Source organism: Microcystis aeruginosa FD4 (assembly GCF_009792235.1).
Classification (GTDB): Bacteria; Cyanobacteriota; Cyanobacteriia; order Cyanobacteriales; family Microcystaceae; genus Microcystis; species Microcystis viridis.
Genome location: NZ_CP046973.1, coordinates 252,960 through 268,032, shown reverse-complemented (window position 1 = coordinate 268,032; position 15,073 = coordinate 252,960). Strand labels below are relative to the sequence as shown.

Annotated in this window: 13 protein-coding genes; 10 read left to right on the top strand and 3 right to left on the bottom strand. The window is 42.9% G+C overall.

The window, feature by feature from the left end; translation table 11 throughout:
- Positions 1-14: 14 nt before the first annotated feature.
- The gene (locus GQR42_RS01290) at positions 15-2,213 is read right to left on the bottom strand and encodes a phosphoketolase (RefSeq protein WP_158198611.1); all 2,199 of its coding nucleotides are present in this window, start codon (positions 2,211-2,213) and stop codon (positions 15-17) included.
- Between the two features lie 90 nt (positions 2,214-2,303).
- On the opposite strand from GQR42_RS01290, the gene GQR42_RS01285 reads away from it, so the two are divergent.
- From GQR42_RS01285 to GQR42_RS01270, 5 genes are all read left to right on the top strand, one after another.
- Positions 2,304-3,491, top strand: coding sequence for an RNA-guided endonuclease InsQ/TnpB family protein (locus tag GQR42_RS01285; protein WP_158198610.1), 1,188 nt, complete (start codon positions 2,304-2,306; stop codon positions 3,489-3,491).
- Between the two features lie 3 nt (positions 3,492-3,494).
- Positions 3,495-3,704 carry a hypothetical protein gene (locus GQR42_RS27325; RefSeq protein WP_199273377.1) on the top strand — a complete coding sequence of 70 codons (210 nt, stop codon included), beginning with the start codon at positions 3,495-3,497 and terminating at the stop codon, positions 3,702-3,704.
- Positions 3,664-5,166 carry a polysaccharide biosynthesis/export family protein gene (locus tag GQR42_RS01280; RefSeq protein ID WP_158198609.1) on the top strand — a complete coding sequence of 501 codons (1,503 nt, stop codon included), beginning with the start codon at positions 3,664-3,666 and terminating at the stop codon, positions 5,164-5,166. The genes GQR42_RS27325 and GQR42_RS01280 overlap by 41 nt, the downstream gene beginning before the upstream one ends.
- A gap of 358 nt (positions 5,167-5,524) precedes the next feature.
- Positions 5,525-6,484 (top strand): aldo/keto reductase, encoded by a 960-nt coding sequence (locus GQR42_RS01275; RefSeq protein WP_158198608.1) that lies wholly within the window; start codon positions 5,525-5,527, stop codon positions 6,482-6,484.
- Positions 6,485-6,594: 110 nt separating this feature from the next.
- On the top strand, positions 6,595-7,170 hold the full coding sequence (locus GQR42_RS01270; protein WP_158198607.1) for a hypothetical protein: 576 nt from the start codon (positions 6,595-6,597) through the stop codon (positions 7,168-7,170).
- On the opposite strand, the gene GQR42_RS01265 is transcribed toward GQR42_RS01270, so the two are convergent.
- Positions 7,153-8,796 (bottom strand): CocE/NonD family hydrolase, encoded by a 1,644-nt coding sequence (locus tag GQR42_RS01265; protein ID WP_158198606.1) that lies wholly within the window; start codon positions 8,794-8,796, stop codon positions 7,153-7,155. The two genes, GQR42_RS01270 and GQR42_RS01265, sit on opposite strands and share 18 nt — an antisense overlap.
- A gap of 135 nt (positions 8,797-8,931) precedes the next feature.
- Here GQR42_RS01265 and GQR42_RS01260 point away from each other — a divergent pair, with 135 nt between their 5' ends.
- The 5 genes from GQR42_RS01260 (at position 8,932) to mutL (ending at position 13,676) form a co-directional block, all read left to right on the top strand.
- Positions 8,932-10,626, top strand: coding sequence for an ABC-F family ATP-binding cassette domain-containing protein (locus GQR42_RS01260; RefSeq protein WP_158198605.1), 1,695 nt, complete (start codon positions 8,932-8,934; stop codon positions 10,624-10,626).
- A gap of 50 nt (positions 10,627-10,676) precedes the next feature.
- Positions 10,677-11,132, top strand: a complete 456-nt coding sequence (locus tag GQR42_RS01255) for a peroxiredoxin (RefSeq protein WP_158198604.1) — start codon at positions 10,677-10,679, stop codon at positions 11,130-11,132.
- A gap of 136 nt (positions 11,133-11,268) precedes the next feature.
- The gene (locus GQR42_RS01250) at positions 11,269-11,685 is read left to right on the top strand and encodes a XisH family protein (RefSeq protein WP_158198603.1); all 417 of its coding nucleotides are present in this window, start codon (positions 11,269-11,271) and stop codon (positions 11,683-11,685) included.
- A complete protein-coding gene (locus GQR42_RS01245) occupies positions 11,673-12,011 on the top strand; it encodes a XisI protein (RefSeq protein ID WP_158198602.1) in 339 nt (112 codons plus the stop codon). Before GQR42_RS01250 ends, GQR42_RS01245 begins: the two co-directional genes overlap by 13 nt.
- Positions 12,012-12,023: 12 nt before the next feature.
- Positions 12,024-13,676, top strand: coding sequence for a DNA mismatch repair endonuclease MutL (gene mutL / locus GQR42_RS01240; protein WP_158198601.1), 1,653 nt, complete (start codon positions 12,024-12,026; stop codon positions 13,674-13,676).
- 285 nt (positions 13,677-13,961) lie between these two features.
- On the opposite strand, the gene GQR42_RS01235 is transcribed toward mutL, so the two are convergent.
- The gene (locus GQR42_RS01235) at positions 13,962-15,068 is read right to left on the bottom strand and encodes a sensor histidine kinase (RefSeq protein ID WP_158198600.1); all 1,107 of its coding nucleotides are present in this window, start codon (positions 15,066-15,068) and stop codon (positions 13,962-13,964) included.
- Positions 15,069-15,073 lie beyond the last annotated feature (5 nt).

The window sequence follows — 15,073 nt, the reverse complement described above, 5'->3', positions numbered from 1 at the left end:
AACTAACTGGGAACTTAACCTAATAACTGGGTGGCACGCGCAGTTAAAGCATTGGCAGTTAAGCCATTATAGGCCATAATTTCCCCGGCACTGGCGGTGGTTTCTCCCCGTTTCCAAGCGAAGACATCCCGACGCGCATTACTGCGTAACATAATCGGTTCTAACATGGCGCTTGTACCACCGGTTACTCCGATTAAAGCATCACCAGCAAAGAGACTGTCAAAACCAGCATCATCGAGGAAATTATTATCAGCTTCTGAGCTAGTTTCACTCATCACATCGCTAGGACGGTAGAGACGACGAGGATTAATTACCGAGACGATTTTTACGCCGATTCCTGCCGCTTCTAACTGTTGTGCCGAATCAAAAACGGGTAATAAAGTCATATCACCAATAACGGCAAAAACGACTTTTTTACTGCCTTCCGATTCGTGGAGAATTACGCCGCCTTTTTCCAAAGCTTGACGGGTTTGCTCAAAGGTGCTTCGTACTGGTAAAGGCGATTTACTAGCGGTGATTGTAATGCCTTTATTGCTAGTTCCTAACGTCCATTCATAACAGACTTGAATACTGTTAGCATCGCAGGGAAAGAGCGGGAAAATATTGCCATTTCGCATCATAGCGGCGAAATAATTTTCAATCTCTGGGCGTTGGTGTGTCCAACCATTACGCCCTTGCTCCAAGGCTCCAGCGGTGAATAAAGTAATAGTAGAAGGGGTGGGACGACGTAACTCAGCCATCGCTTGAGTTACAGTCTGCCAAATCGGTAAACCATTGATAGCAAAAGACTCGTAGGAACACCATAAAGTCCGCGCTCCCAAGAGAGATAAACCGACGGCTAATCCGGCACAGGCATCCTCGCTTAAAGGTTCATAAACTTGACCTTTGGGTGCTTGGAAATAGCTATCATCTGTGGTGGGGTGAATAATCTTTAAACCGACGTTAATATTATTAATTCCCGAAGCGGCATTACCATCAGCATTAGTGACGACAAAATTGGGGTCAGCTTTACCCACAGCTACTACTAATTCCCCCATAGCGGTAGTGGCCACTTTTTTATCGCCACCCACAGTATATTCCGTCATCGGTAAGGTTCCTAAATCCGGCAGCGGGAAGACTTTTTCCGTTACCACTGTTTCCGCTGCTGGACCTCCTCCAGAGCGCTGGAAATTAGTACGAACAATTGCCCAAGCTTCAGGGGGTAAAGCGCGTTCTTGTAAGGCAGCAACGATATAATCTTTTTCTAAAGAATCTCCCGGATAAAGATTATGGGAAGCCGCTCCCCGTTTGTGAACTCCCGCCCCTTTAAGTTGTTTAATAATGATCACCGTTAGTTTGCCTCCTAGAGCTAATTGGGCGGCTTTATCCGTGGCCATTAACACCGCTTTCATGAACTCTAGACGCTGGTTAAAAGAGAATTTGGTGCTATCTACATATTCCCCATTTTGATTAGCATCATCGAAGTCTTTGGCATTAATGAGAATCACTTCCTCGAAACCATTACCGCGCCAATAGGCTTCCATTTCGGCGTTAGTTTTCAGGGACACCATGCTATGGTGTTCTTGGGAATAGCCATTCCAAACTAAAATCGGCAGAAAATTGGTAATTTCGGGATAAGCAGTGTGAAAATGACCAAAACTACTCATAATATAGGGTTCTCCTAAACCACCATCCCCGATAGTCACAGGGAAAAGGGTATTAGGGTGTAATTTGGCCGCCGCCATGGCGAAATGTTGTCCTTGGCCCAAAGGACCAGCGGGCCCGAGCAGTCCGGGGATTTGTCCAGAAAGATGTCCTAAAAGTCCGTGTTTTTCCCGAAAACGTTCTCCCAATTGGCTGACGTTGCTGATGCCCATGGCTTCCAGAGAGCGATCAAGAAAGACGTTACTATAAAAACCGGGGGCATGATGGCCCACTTCGGTGAAAATATTTTTCTGGCCTAGCATCATCAAAGAGGCAATCACGTCGGCAGCGCTGGCAAAACCGCCGGGGTGTCCCGATTCTTTGGTAGCGGTGATTTGTAGGGTGAGGTAACGCAAAGCATCGGCGGCTAGGAGGGTTTGATAGATAGCATTCGGGTCATTAGCGGCAATAATAGCGGTTTTTCCCGCAGCGATAGCGGCTTTTCCTGCATATTTATCAAATTCGGGTAAGGAAGCCCCAAAATATTTTATCCCTTGACAAAAATCGGGAATTGTGCTAGTAGCTGTCATCGAAAATTTGGGTCTGAAACCCCGTCGTTCTACGACGGCTTTACCGTTAAATATTAGCACATTTACGAAATATATGCTAAAATGTGAGGCATGGAAAAAGCCTATTCTTACCGATTTTACCCCACACCCGAACAAGAGTCCCTATTGCGGCGCACTTTGGGCTGTGTAAGATTAGTTTACAATAAGGCTCTCCATCTCAGAACACAAGCTTGGTACGAAAAGCAAGAAAGAGTAGGATATACTGAAACTTCTTCAATGCTAACTGATTGGAAAAAGCAAGAAGAATTAGACTTTTTAAACGAAGTTAGTTGTGTACCTTTACAACAAGGTTTAAGACACCTACAAACAGCTTTTACCAATTTCTTTGCTGGTCGTACTAAGTATCCTAACTTTAAGAAAAAACATCAAGGAGGAAGTGCCGAATTTAGCAAATCTGCTTTTAAATTTAAAGACAAACAAATCTATTTAGCCAAATGCACAGAACCTTTACCTATTCGATGGTCAAGACAAATCCCAGAAAGCTGTGAACCAAGCACAGTAACAGTCAGATTACATCCTTCTGGACGTTGGCATATCTCAATAAGATTTGATGACCCAACAATTAAACCCTTACCCCCAACCGATAAAGCCATCGGAATTGACTTAGGAATTAGTAGCCTAGTAATTACCAGCAATGGTGATAAAGTATCTAATCCTAAGCATTTTAAAAAGCATTATCAGAGACTGCGAAAGGACCCAAAAAATCTTTCTAGAAAACAGAAAGGCTCAAAAAATCGAGAAAAAGCGAGAATCAAAGTAGCCAAAATTCACGCTCAAATCACCGATAGTAGAAAAGACCATTTACACAAGCTAACCACTCAATTAGTTCGTGAAAACCAAACGATTGTGGTTGAGAATTTAGCCGTCAAGAATCTGGTCAAAAACTCGAAATTATCTCAGGCAATATCTGACGTTAGTTGGGGAGAAATCACCCGACAATTAGCCTATAAATGCCGTTGGTATGGGAGAAATTACATCGAAGTAGATAGATGGTTTCCCAGTTCTAAGCGGTGTAGTAATTGCGGGTATATTGCTGAGAAAATGCCGTTAAATATTCGAGAGTGGGATTGTCCAGACTGTGGGACGCACCATGACCGAGATATTAACGCTAGTAAAAACATTTTGGCCGCAGGACTTGCGGTGTCAGTCTGTAGAGCGACCATAAGACCAGAACAGAGTAAATCTGTTAAGGCAGGTGCGGAACCCCGCAAGGGAAAGAAGCAGAAACCTAAATCGTGAGGTTTGGGAATCGCCGTCCGTTTACGGCGGCGAGGATGTCAAAAAATTAATATACCCCTTTACATACAGGCAATCGTTAAAACTATCTTACAGTTAGCGGTAACTCTCGATAGATGCGATATTGCAGGGGGTTTCCATAGGCGATCGACTATTTATGTTACACTGATCGCCAATGTTAACGATAAAATTAATCCTATTGATCATGTTAAATAGCAGCCAATTACAGGATTTAATCAGTAAATCACTACGTTATCTATTAATTATCGGCACTATTGCCCCCCTAACTTCCTTAGAGGCTCGCCCAGTCCAAGCTACTCCTCCTAGTAGTGATGCACCCCCTAAAGAAGCGATTGCCCCTATCCCCGCAGAAAGCAAAGAGTACACCCTAGGAGAAGGGGATAAAGTGCGCGTCACCGTTTACCAAGTCGCGGATTTAAGCGGCGATTTCCTCGTCTTGGCCGATGGAACCCTGACGTTACCTCTGATTGGTAGCGTCAAAGTGGAAGGAATGACCGTTACCGAAGCCGGCCAAACCCTCGCTAAACGTTACAGCACCTATCTCAAACGTCCCGTGGTTACTGTTAGCATTCTCACCCCCCGGCCTCTGCAAATCGCCATCGCGGGGGAAGTTAATCGTCCGGGTACTTATACAATTAACCCCGAACAAAGCCAAAAAACGCCCCTATTGACCGAAATAATCCGGCAAGCGGGGGGAGTGACTACGGTGGCCGATATTGGTCAAGTTCAAATCCGACGCAACCTCAAGGGACAAGAACAGCTAATTCAAGCCAATCTCTGGCAATTAATCCAAAAAGGCGATAAAACCCAAGATATTAGCCTTAGAGATGGCGATAGCATCGTTATTCCCACTAAAACGACCCTTAGCGTCGGGGAAGTCAATCAATTAGCCGATGCCAATTTTGGACTAGATAGCGATCGAGAAATTAATGTTACTGTGGTGGGAGAAGTTTATCGTCCGGGGTCTCATCGTATTGTCCCCACTCCCAATAATATTAATAATAATAATAATAATGACCTAGATCGCGGCGGCACCAGGAAACCGGCCCGACTAACCCAAGCTATCCAACAAGCGGGAGGCATCAAACCTCTTGCCGATATCCGACAGGTACAAGTGCTGCGTTATACTCGTGACGGTTCCCAGCAGAAAATCCCCGTAGATCTCTGGAGTTTGCTCGATAAAGGTGATATGACCGGCGATATCTTTCTTCAAGAAGGGGATACAGTGATTATCCCCACCGCTACCGAAATCTCGGCCAAGGAATCAGAAACCCTAGCATCGGCTAGTTTTGCCCCTAAAACTATTAACGTGAAAGTGGTCGGGGAAGTGGTCAAACCAGGGACAATTGAAGTTCCTCCCAATACCCCTCTCAATCAGGCAATTTTAACCGCAGGAGACTTTGATAAGCGTCGGGCCAATCAGTCCACAGTGGAATTAATTCGTCTCAATCCTAACGGGACTGTCACCAAAACCTCAATTAACATCGATTTTTCCCAGGGTATCAACGAGAAAACTAACCCGATTCTCCGCAATAATGATGTGGTTGTGGTTCATCGTAACGGTCTGGCATCTGCTACCGACACCCTCGGCACGGTTTTAAGTCCCTTTACCGGTCTGACAGGCCTTTTCAACGGATTTTTTAATCTTTTCCGTTAAAAAAGTTTACTTTGACCCGATGTCATTAGCTAAGTAATCGAGCTAATAATAGATATAGAAACGGCGAAAAGTCGTGAGCGGTCACGGCTTTTCTGCTCGATAGACTCAGGAAAGAAAACTATGATTTTTCTCCTTACTCTAGCCCTAATCTCCCTGTCGATTAGCTACAATGTTCACGGCGAAATAATTAGCCTCAGTACCCGCTTATTGGGTCTTTTTTGTGGCTTATTAAGTTTGTTCTTTACACCCCTACTGGTAAAAGTTTTTATCCTTGTCACTTTAGTCCTCTTTAGCTGAGATTTTCAACCCTAAACTCGACTAAAACCCTAAGCATACATAACCCATCAAAAAAACTGTTATGCAAAAACGCTATCTCGGTCAGACTAATATAGAAATTACTCCCCTTCTCGTGGGTACTTGGCAAGCAGGAAAAAAGATGTGGGCAGGTATTGAAGATGAGGAAAGTATTAAAGCAATTCGTGCCGCTTTTGAGGCAGGAATTACCACTGTAGATACAGCCGAAATCTACGGGGAAGGTCACTCAGAATCGATTGTCGCTCAAGCTTTAGCCGATGTGCGAGAACAGGTAATTTATGCCACAAAAGTTTTTGCTAATCACCTCAAATATGAGCAAGTTATCGCAGCTTGCGATCGCTCTTTAAAAAACCTCCAAACTGATTATATCGATCTTTATCAAATTCATTGGCCTAGTGGCTCATGGAACACGGAAATAGTGCCTATTTCTGAAACTATGGCCGCTCTTAATTATCTGAAAGCACAGGGAAAAATTCGAGCTATAGGGGTTTCCAATTTCTCCCGCTCTCAACTGGAAGAAGCTAGTCAATACGGCAGAATTGAGAGTATTCAACCTCCCTATTCTCTGTTTTGGCGCTCGGTAGAAAAGGAAATTATGCCCTATTGTATAGAGAATAATATTTCTATTCTTGCCTATTCTCCCCTTGCCCAAGGTTTATTAACAGGAAAATTTAGAACCGGTTATCAGTTGGCAGCGGAAGACCATAGAATTAAAAATAAACTCTTTCATGGCGAAAACTTTCCGAGGGTACAAGCGGCTTTAAATCAATTAGAACCGATTGCTGACCGCTATAATTGTTCCTTAGCTCAATTATCTCTTGCTTGGTTAATTAAGCAACCTCAAACTAATGCAATTGCTGGGGTAAGAAATGCTGCTCAAGCAGTTAATAACGCTCAAGCAATGACAATTAATTTAACCCCGGAAGACCTAAAATTAATTGATAATATTGGTAAACAGGTAACTGATTTCTTGGATGATAATCCCGTGCTGTGGGATTTCTAAAAATTATACAGCAGTTATCTTAAGGGTGAAGACAGAAGCTTTGGTTAATTCTCAGGAAAAAGCCTGTATAATGACAGCTATAGTCTGATTCTTACCGCAGGATTATACCTATGGCTAAATCCAAAAAACACAATCTGCAATGGATCAAAGAAACCCTCGACTTAAATCCAGATCATAACTGGAAATCTAGTCCTGGTAACAGTATTTTTGTAGCTGGTCGCGGTGCAGTGCGCTTTGAAGTTCCGCAAGATTGGCATTTTGAACCCGATGATAATTCCTTTCGTTTTTTAGATAGAAAACCCCCCGATGATGATTGTCGTTTAGAGGTTTCCTATAATCTACTTCCCCCCGGAGATTGGAAAGAATTACCCCTGAAAGGAATGGTCAAAAAATTAGCTCGTGAAGATAGCCGCAATCCTCACGAAATCGGCGAAGTTATCCAAGAAAAACGCCAAACCGTACGCATTGTTTGGGGGCAAATTCAATTCATCGACCCCCAAGAAAATCGGCCAGCTTATTCGCGCATTGCCGTGGGCATTGGTTCCGGGGTTCAATGTTTAATTACTATGGATTATTGGGTCGATGATGCGGACAAATTCACCCCCGTCTGGGATACGGTTATCTCCTCGCTGGTGTTAGGTTTATACATTCGCGATCCCCGCAGCGGTTTAGCTTTCCCCGACTAAAGGTAATAGCAATTTTGCGGGAAAATTTCCTTGACAAAAAACCTTAATTGTGATAATAGAAAAATCGATCGCCCGACTCGCGTGGGGATAGCTGCCGGTCCCCGCATTGACGGGATGTGCGGGAAAGCAAGAGGCACTGAGACTCAAACGCAAGCTATGACCTTGAGGAATAGTGATAAAAGTGGCTTGCAGGGCAATATTTAGGGGCAATTCGGGATTATTTACCCGTTTATAACCCTGAGTGATATTAAAAACTCGACCATCGGGGGTAACTTGAGAAACCACCGCACAGATATCGAAACTAACCGCATCTGCTTGACAATAACAATCCAGACGGGGACTACCCAAAATAGCTAAATCTTTCTCTAGGGGGGGAGAAGTGTAGGTAATCACATCACTGCGACAGTCTAGCATGGTGCGGTCGAATATTCCCCCCGGTAGGGCGCTATGACCTCCTAAAGATGGCACTGGTCGCCAAGGATCGTGAACGATGGTATCCTCGATCGCAGGTTCTAACAAAATCGCGCTTAATTTCCCCTCATCCTCGCGCAGATTGGCTAAACCTTGACTAGCAAGATAATAAATTTGCTGATTTTCTCTGGGAAACTTTTCCAGATAGTGCCATTGATTAGACCCCATTTGAAATAGATACAGGGGAGGATTTTTTAATAACTCCGTTTCCTGACCTTTTAAGAAATAATCAAACCATTGCAGCTGCATTTTATCCACAGGACTAATTGCCTGTTGACCATAATCTATCTCTCCTACTTTTCTCCCCCAGGGTAGATGAGTCCAAGCACCAATAATTAGCTGTTGGGGATAGATAGAACGCGCTTGCATTTCTTGGTATAAACCCAAAGTTCCCCGGAGATGAGGATCGAACCAACCCCCGATATGTAACATCGGTAAATCGATATTTTTTAAAAGGTTTTGCGGGGATAAATTTTGCCAATAGTCATCGGGAAGATAACGAGTAATCCAATCGTGATAAAAAGAATCAGCAGCTAAATCTTGCAGAATTTGGGGAGAGGCAGCAATAGGATCAAAAAGGGGTAAATTTCGGGAAGCTACCCAGAGTTTTTGATAGGCAGTTTCGTCTCCTTTTAATCTAGCTGTTTCCGCTGCTAATTGTATTGCCCAAGCGAGATTATATTGGAAATTAAATGCTTCATTTTCATAGCCCCAATCTCGATATAAATCGTGAGCGATCATCGCCGGGCAAATAGTTTTTAAAGCACCGTGACCATTAGCAGCTGCGTATAATTGGGTCATTCCCTGATAGGAAAAACCATACATTCCCACCACACCCGTATTATTAGGAATAGTTAAAACCCATTCAATAGTTTCTAATCCGTCGCTAATTTCATGGGCAAATAAATTAAATTTTCCCGTCGATTTTCCCCGTCCACGGACATCCTGAATTACTACAATATAACCCTGACGTGCATACCAGCTAGGATGGGCATAAACCACCGTAGAAGCAATCGTTTTTCCGTAGGGTTGTCGCATTAGTAAAATGGGAAAAGATTCCCTACTATCGGGACGATAAATATCGGCAGCTAAACTAATTCCATCTTTGGTGATCAAACTAGCTGTTTCTTTTTTTATGGGGTGGGGATTAAACATTATTATCTCTTTCAAATAAAAAATACTGTCGGGTGGCTCAATCGAGAAAACTTGACAGAGACCAGATAAAGCTTAACTAAATGTTACAATAAAGGCGGACTGCCTCACCGGCCTAGGACTGGAGAAAAATCAGCGATGCTACGACTAGAGAAAATTAGTAAGATTTACCCGACGGGAGAAGTGTTAAAAGATGTCACTTGGGAAGTAAAAACTGGCGATCGCATCGGATTGGTGGGAGTGAATGGGGCCGGAAAATCCACCCAGCTGAAGATTATTATGGGGGAAGTGGAACCCACCGCTGGGGAGATCATCCGTCCTACCAGTCTCCATATCGGTTATCTTACCCAGGAATTTGAAGTGGATCCCCGTCGGACGGTACGCGAGGAATTTTGGACGGTGTTTCAAGAAGCGAATCAAGTCCACCATCAACTAATAGAAATTCCTCAGCGCATGGAAAAAGCTGATCCTAAAGAATTAGATCGCTTAATTCATCAATTGGATCGCCTACAAAGACAATTTGAAGCGTTAGATGGTTACGGATTAGAAGCGCGCATCGAGAAAATTTTACCAGAAATGGGCTTTACTATTGATGACGGCGATCGCTTGGTAAGTTCCTTCAGTGGTGGTTGGCAAATGCGGATGAGTTTAGGCAAAATTCTCCTGCAAACTCCCGACATTTTACTCCTCGATGAACCGACTAACCATTTAGACTTAGAAACCATTGAATGGTTAGAAAAATTCCTCAAGGATTTAACCACTCCCATGGTCATAGTGTCCCACGACCGGGAATTTCTCGATCGCCTCTGTACCAAAATTGTCGAAACTGAAAGGGGAGTTTCTACCACTTATTTAGGTAATTATTCTGCCTACCTACAGCAAAAATACGAACAACAATCCGCTCAGTTAAGTGCCTACGAACGTCAACAAAAAGAACTAGAAAAACAGCAAGCTTTCGTCGATCGGTTCCGGGCCAGTGCCACCCGCAGTACCCAAGCAAAAAGCCGGGAAAAACAATTAGAAAAGGTAGAAAAAATTGAAGCACCAATCGCCGATGTGCGTACCTTAAAATTCCAGTTTCCTCCGGCAGTGCGTAGTGGTCGAGAAGTGGTAACTATTAAAAATCTTGTTCACATTTACGATGATAAAATTCTCTTTTTGGGAGCAAATCTGGAAATAGAAAGAGGCGATCGAGTGGCGTTTTTAGGACCGAATGGTGCGGGAAAATCGACGCTTTTGCGTTTAATTGTTGGGTTAGAACCACCCACAGAAGGCTCGATCGAAATCGGTAAACACAACGTTATTCCTAGTTATTTTGAGCAGAACCAAGCGGAAGCTTTAGACCTAACTAAGACTGTTTTAAATACCATTCATGATGAAGTTCCCGATTGGAAAGATGTGGAAGTTCGCAGTCTTTTAGGGCGATTTTTATTCAGTGGGGAAACGGTATTAAAAAAAGTAGAATCTTTGAGTGGTGGCGAAAAAGCGCGTCTTGCTTTGGCCAAGATGTTACTTGCTCCCGCTAACTTATTAATTCTCGATGAACCCACTAATCACCTCGATATTCCCGCCAAGGAAATGTTAGAATCAGCTTTAAAAGTTTATGAAGGCACGGTTTTAATTGTTTCCCATGATCGTTATTTTATCTCCCAGGTAGCTAACAAAATTGTCGAGATTCGGGAGGGCGAATTAATTGCCTACGCAGGAGATTATCACTATTATCTAGAAAAACTAGACGAAGAAAAACAAAAAGCCGAACAAAAACGCATTGAAGCAGAAAAAGCGGCCAAAGCTGCCGCTAAACGGGCTAAACAAAAGACCAAAAAAGGTTAGAATGTTAAAGTATCACCCTATCCACGATTATCTATTCATTAATTAATCTTATGGCAGCGATAAAAGTAGGCGATCGAATTCCCGATTTTTCTCTCCCTTCCCAAACAGGGACAACGGTTAATATCAGCGATTTAATCGGTAAAAAATCCCTGGTAATTTATTTCTATCCCAAAGATGATACTCCGGGTTGTACCGCAGAATCCTGCGCTTTCCGCGATAGTTACGAAGTGTTTACCGACGCGGGTGCGGAAGTTATTGGTATTAGTGCCGATAGTCCCCAATCTCATCAACAATTTGCCCAAAAATATAATCTTCCCTTCACCCTTTTAAGTGATAGCGATAACCGAGTGCGGAAATTATTCGGTGTTCCCGCTACCTTATTCGTCCTCCCCGGACGAGTTACCTATATCATTGATAAAGAGGGAATCGTCAGACATATTTTTGATTCTATGTTAGATTTTAAGGCTCACGTTACCGAATCTTTGAATACAATTAAATCTTTTTAGGTTGATGATTATGCAAGAAATTAAAACATCTATCCCATAATTGGGCTAGTTCTGACTTAAAAATAAAATTAATGGTGTGTTAATTGAGACTAACACACCCTCAATCTACCTTCTATCTCTAAATTTGTTCTTACTCATGTCTGCAAGAGATAAGTTTCATGGATTGGTTAAGCATGACTTGGAAAATGAGGGTTGGACAATCACTCATGATCCTTACACTATCGACTTAGGTTTTGTTGATTTTTATCTAGATTTAGGTGCAGAAAGGCTATTAGCTGCTATAAAAGACGATGAGAAAATAGCAGTAGAAATTAAAACATTTTTAGCAGCTTCGGCAATTTCAGAATTTCATACAGCTATTGGTCAATTTATTAACTATCGTATCGCTTTAGAAGATAATGATCCTAAACGCTTACTTTATCTAGCGATTCCCGCAGATATATACAAACGCTTTTTTCAGAATACATTTATTCAGACAGTAATTCACAAAAATCAGATTCCCTTGATAGTGTACGACACCGAAAAAAAGGAGAAATTACAATGGATAAAATAGACCTATATCGCCAACATATTCAAGAATTAATGATCGAAAGAGCCAAACTGAGAGCGCCTAGTGATCCCGTCAAAACCGAAACAGTTTTTGATACCAAACAGGATCGTTATCTCTTGGTTCATGTGGGTTGGCGGGACAGCAGCACGCGCATTTATGGCTGTATAATTCACGTTGATATTATCAATAATAAAATCTGGGTGCAGCACGACGGCACGGAAGAAGCGATCGCTGATAAATTGGTAGCGAGGGGAGTCCCCAAACAAGACATCGTTTTAGCTTACCATGCGCCCCATGTGCGACAATATACCGAGTTTGCCCTTGGCTAAAACCATTAATTGATGACCTTGCCCATACAAGTTTTACCCCAAGACGTAATCGATTTAATTGCCGCAGGAGAGGTAATCGACTCTTTAGGCGCTGTGGTGCGAGAATTAGTCGAAAATGCCATTGATGCGGGGGCAGATAGGATTACCATCGATATATCTCCCCAAAACTGGCGAATACAGGTATCGGATAACGGCAGGGGAATGTCCAGAGAAGATTTGCAACTGTGTAGCTATGCCCACAGTACCAGCAAAATCCGCCAACGGGACGATCTTTGGCAGATTACCAGTCTCGGATTCCGTGGTGAAGCTTTGCACAGTATCGCACAGGTGGCGCGTCTGCGGGTTGCCAGTCGCCATGACGATGATTTAGGTTGTTATTGTCTTTACAATCACCAAGGCGAGCCGGATAATTTAGAAACGATTCCTATAGCTATCGGCACTATCGTCACGGTAGAGAATCTCTTTGGTAACTTTCCCGTTCGTCGTCAAGCTTTACCTTCAATTAACAAACAATTAAAGGATATACAGACTTTAATTCATAATTTTGCTCTCTGTCATCCCCAAATTACTTGGCAGGTTTTCCAAGAGCATCAAGATTGGTTACGCATTAGTCCGGGTAGGGATGCCAGTCAAATATTACCGCAATTAGTTAAATCTCTGCATTTTAACGATTTAGCATCTCTAAAACTTGACTTAACGACTCCTGACGCAGAATCTGCCCAAATTGAATTAGTCATTGGTTTGCCCGATCGCATTTCTCGCCATCAACCAGATTGGGTTAGAATTGCTGTTAATGGGCGAATGGTGCGCTCATCGGAGTTAGAACAGGCAATATTTGAAGCTTTCGCTCGCACAGTCCCTAAAGATCGCTATCCCGTTTGTTTTCTCCATCTACATCTTAACCCTCGTTCGATCGATTGGAATCGTCACCCAGCCAAAGCAGAAATATACCTGCATAACCTCATTTTTTGGCAAGAACAGATAATTTCAGCCATAGACAAGGCTTTAGGACTAAATCCCGAACATATACCCGAAAAAGCGCAAAATCAGCGCGTCAGTCAAATTCTCAAGGCTGCCGAAGAAAAAAGCACCTATACAATAGGGGAGAAATACCCGAAAAATCGGCTGGAATTAAAGGCAGTAGCCCAAATTCACCAAACTTACATAGTTGCCCAACATCCTAACGGATTATGGTTAGTCGAACAACATATTGCCCATGAGCGGGTTTTGTACGAACGTTTAGAGGATAACTGGGAAATCGTGCCGTTAGACGATCCGATCATCTTAAATCAGTTAACTACTCGACAAATCGAACAATTACAACGTTTAGGATTAGAAGTTGCTAGTTTTGGCGATCGCTCTTGGGCGATTCGTAGTATTCCTGTTCTACTAAAAGAGCGGCAGGATCGGGCTGATGCTTTACTAGAATTAAGTTTAGGGGGGGATTTACAAACCGCTCAGGTTGCCACCGCTTGCCGGAGTGCGATCCGCAACGGTACAGCTTTGAGTTTAGAAGAAATGCAGAATTTACTCGATGATTGGCAAAATACCCGTAATCCACGCACCTGTCCCCACGGTAGACCGATTTACTTATCCTTAGAAGAAACTTCGCTCGCTCGCTTCTTCCGTCGTCATTGGGTAATCGGCAAAAGTCACGGCATTTAATCAGTTATCAGTTATCAGTTATCAGTTATCAGTTATCAGATGTTAGTTTTCAGTTAATTAGTTAGTTATCTTTATAGCAGTTTTCATCGGAATGAGGTATGGGCAAGGGGCTTAAACCCTTTGTTGGCAAAACTTGTTGATACCTCAGTAACGTGAAAAGCGCTATATCTTTATACCTGTTTACTGATCACTGTTTACTGTTTACTGATTACTGTTCACTGTTTACTGATTACTGTTCACTGATCACTGTTTACTGTTCACTGTTCACTGAAAAATCCCCATCTCTCAATTCGTAGATATTGCTAGGGAAAAACGAAAAGTGCTGCCTTTACCTAATTCACTTTCCACCTCGATTTGACTTTGGTGTAATTCCACTAAACGACGGGTAATCGCTAAACCGATACCACTACCCCCAGAATAACGGGAACGAGAGCGATCGGCCCGCCAAAAGCGCTCGAAAATAAAGGGTAAATCCTCTGCTGCGATGCCGATTCCTGTATCGATAACGGCAATTTGTAGGTGGTTTTTGTCCCTTGTCACTTGCAGGGTAATTGCACCATGATCGGTGTAACGAATGGCATTACCGAGCAGATTCACTAAGATTTGTTCCAGGCGATCAGGATCGGCCATAACAGAGGGTAAATTGGGGGGACAATCTAACTGTAAAGTCGGTCCATCTTCTAATAATTGATCGGCAAATTTTTCAATGAGAGAATTTAACAAAGGTAATAAATTAACAGGTTGCAGTTTAATCGAGAGATAACCAGATTCTGCTCGCGATAGCTCCTGTAGATCGTGGGTTAAACGTTCTAATCTGCGGGTTTCTTTCACTAATTTTTGATAAAGTTCTGGATTAGGTTTGATCGCACCATCGGCTAATTCTTCTAAATATCCCCGCACTACAGTTAAAGGGGTGCGTAATTCGTGGGTAAGATCACCGATTAATTCCCGGCGCCTTTTTTCCACATCGGCTAAACTAATCGCCATCTGATTAAAACTGATGGCTAATTGATTTAATTCTGGGATTTCGCTTTCTGGAACTCGCGCCGATAAATCCCCCTCAGCCAAATTTTTAGTGATTTGTTTCATTTGTTTTACCGGTTTCATAATGCGTTGAGAAACCAAAAAACTTAGATAACCAGCTGTGCTTCCCCCGGCAATAAATGACCAAATGGCACTACTATCCCAAGCTGTCTCAAAACCCCTAACCAAGAAAGTTCTCGCCGAGCGCACGGTAAAAAATCCCTGCCTTTCTAACTGTTCCAAACGCAAAACAAACATTCGCGGAGAAGATAATTTAGCAATGATAATAAAGCTACTCAATCCCACCACCATAACGAGGAGATGGGATAAAAATAATCTGGTTCCTAAGCTTAATTTTGGTGGCCGCATATTTG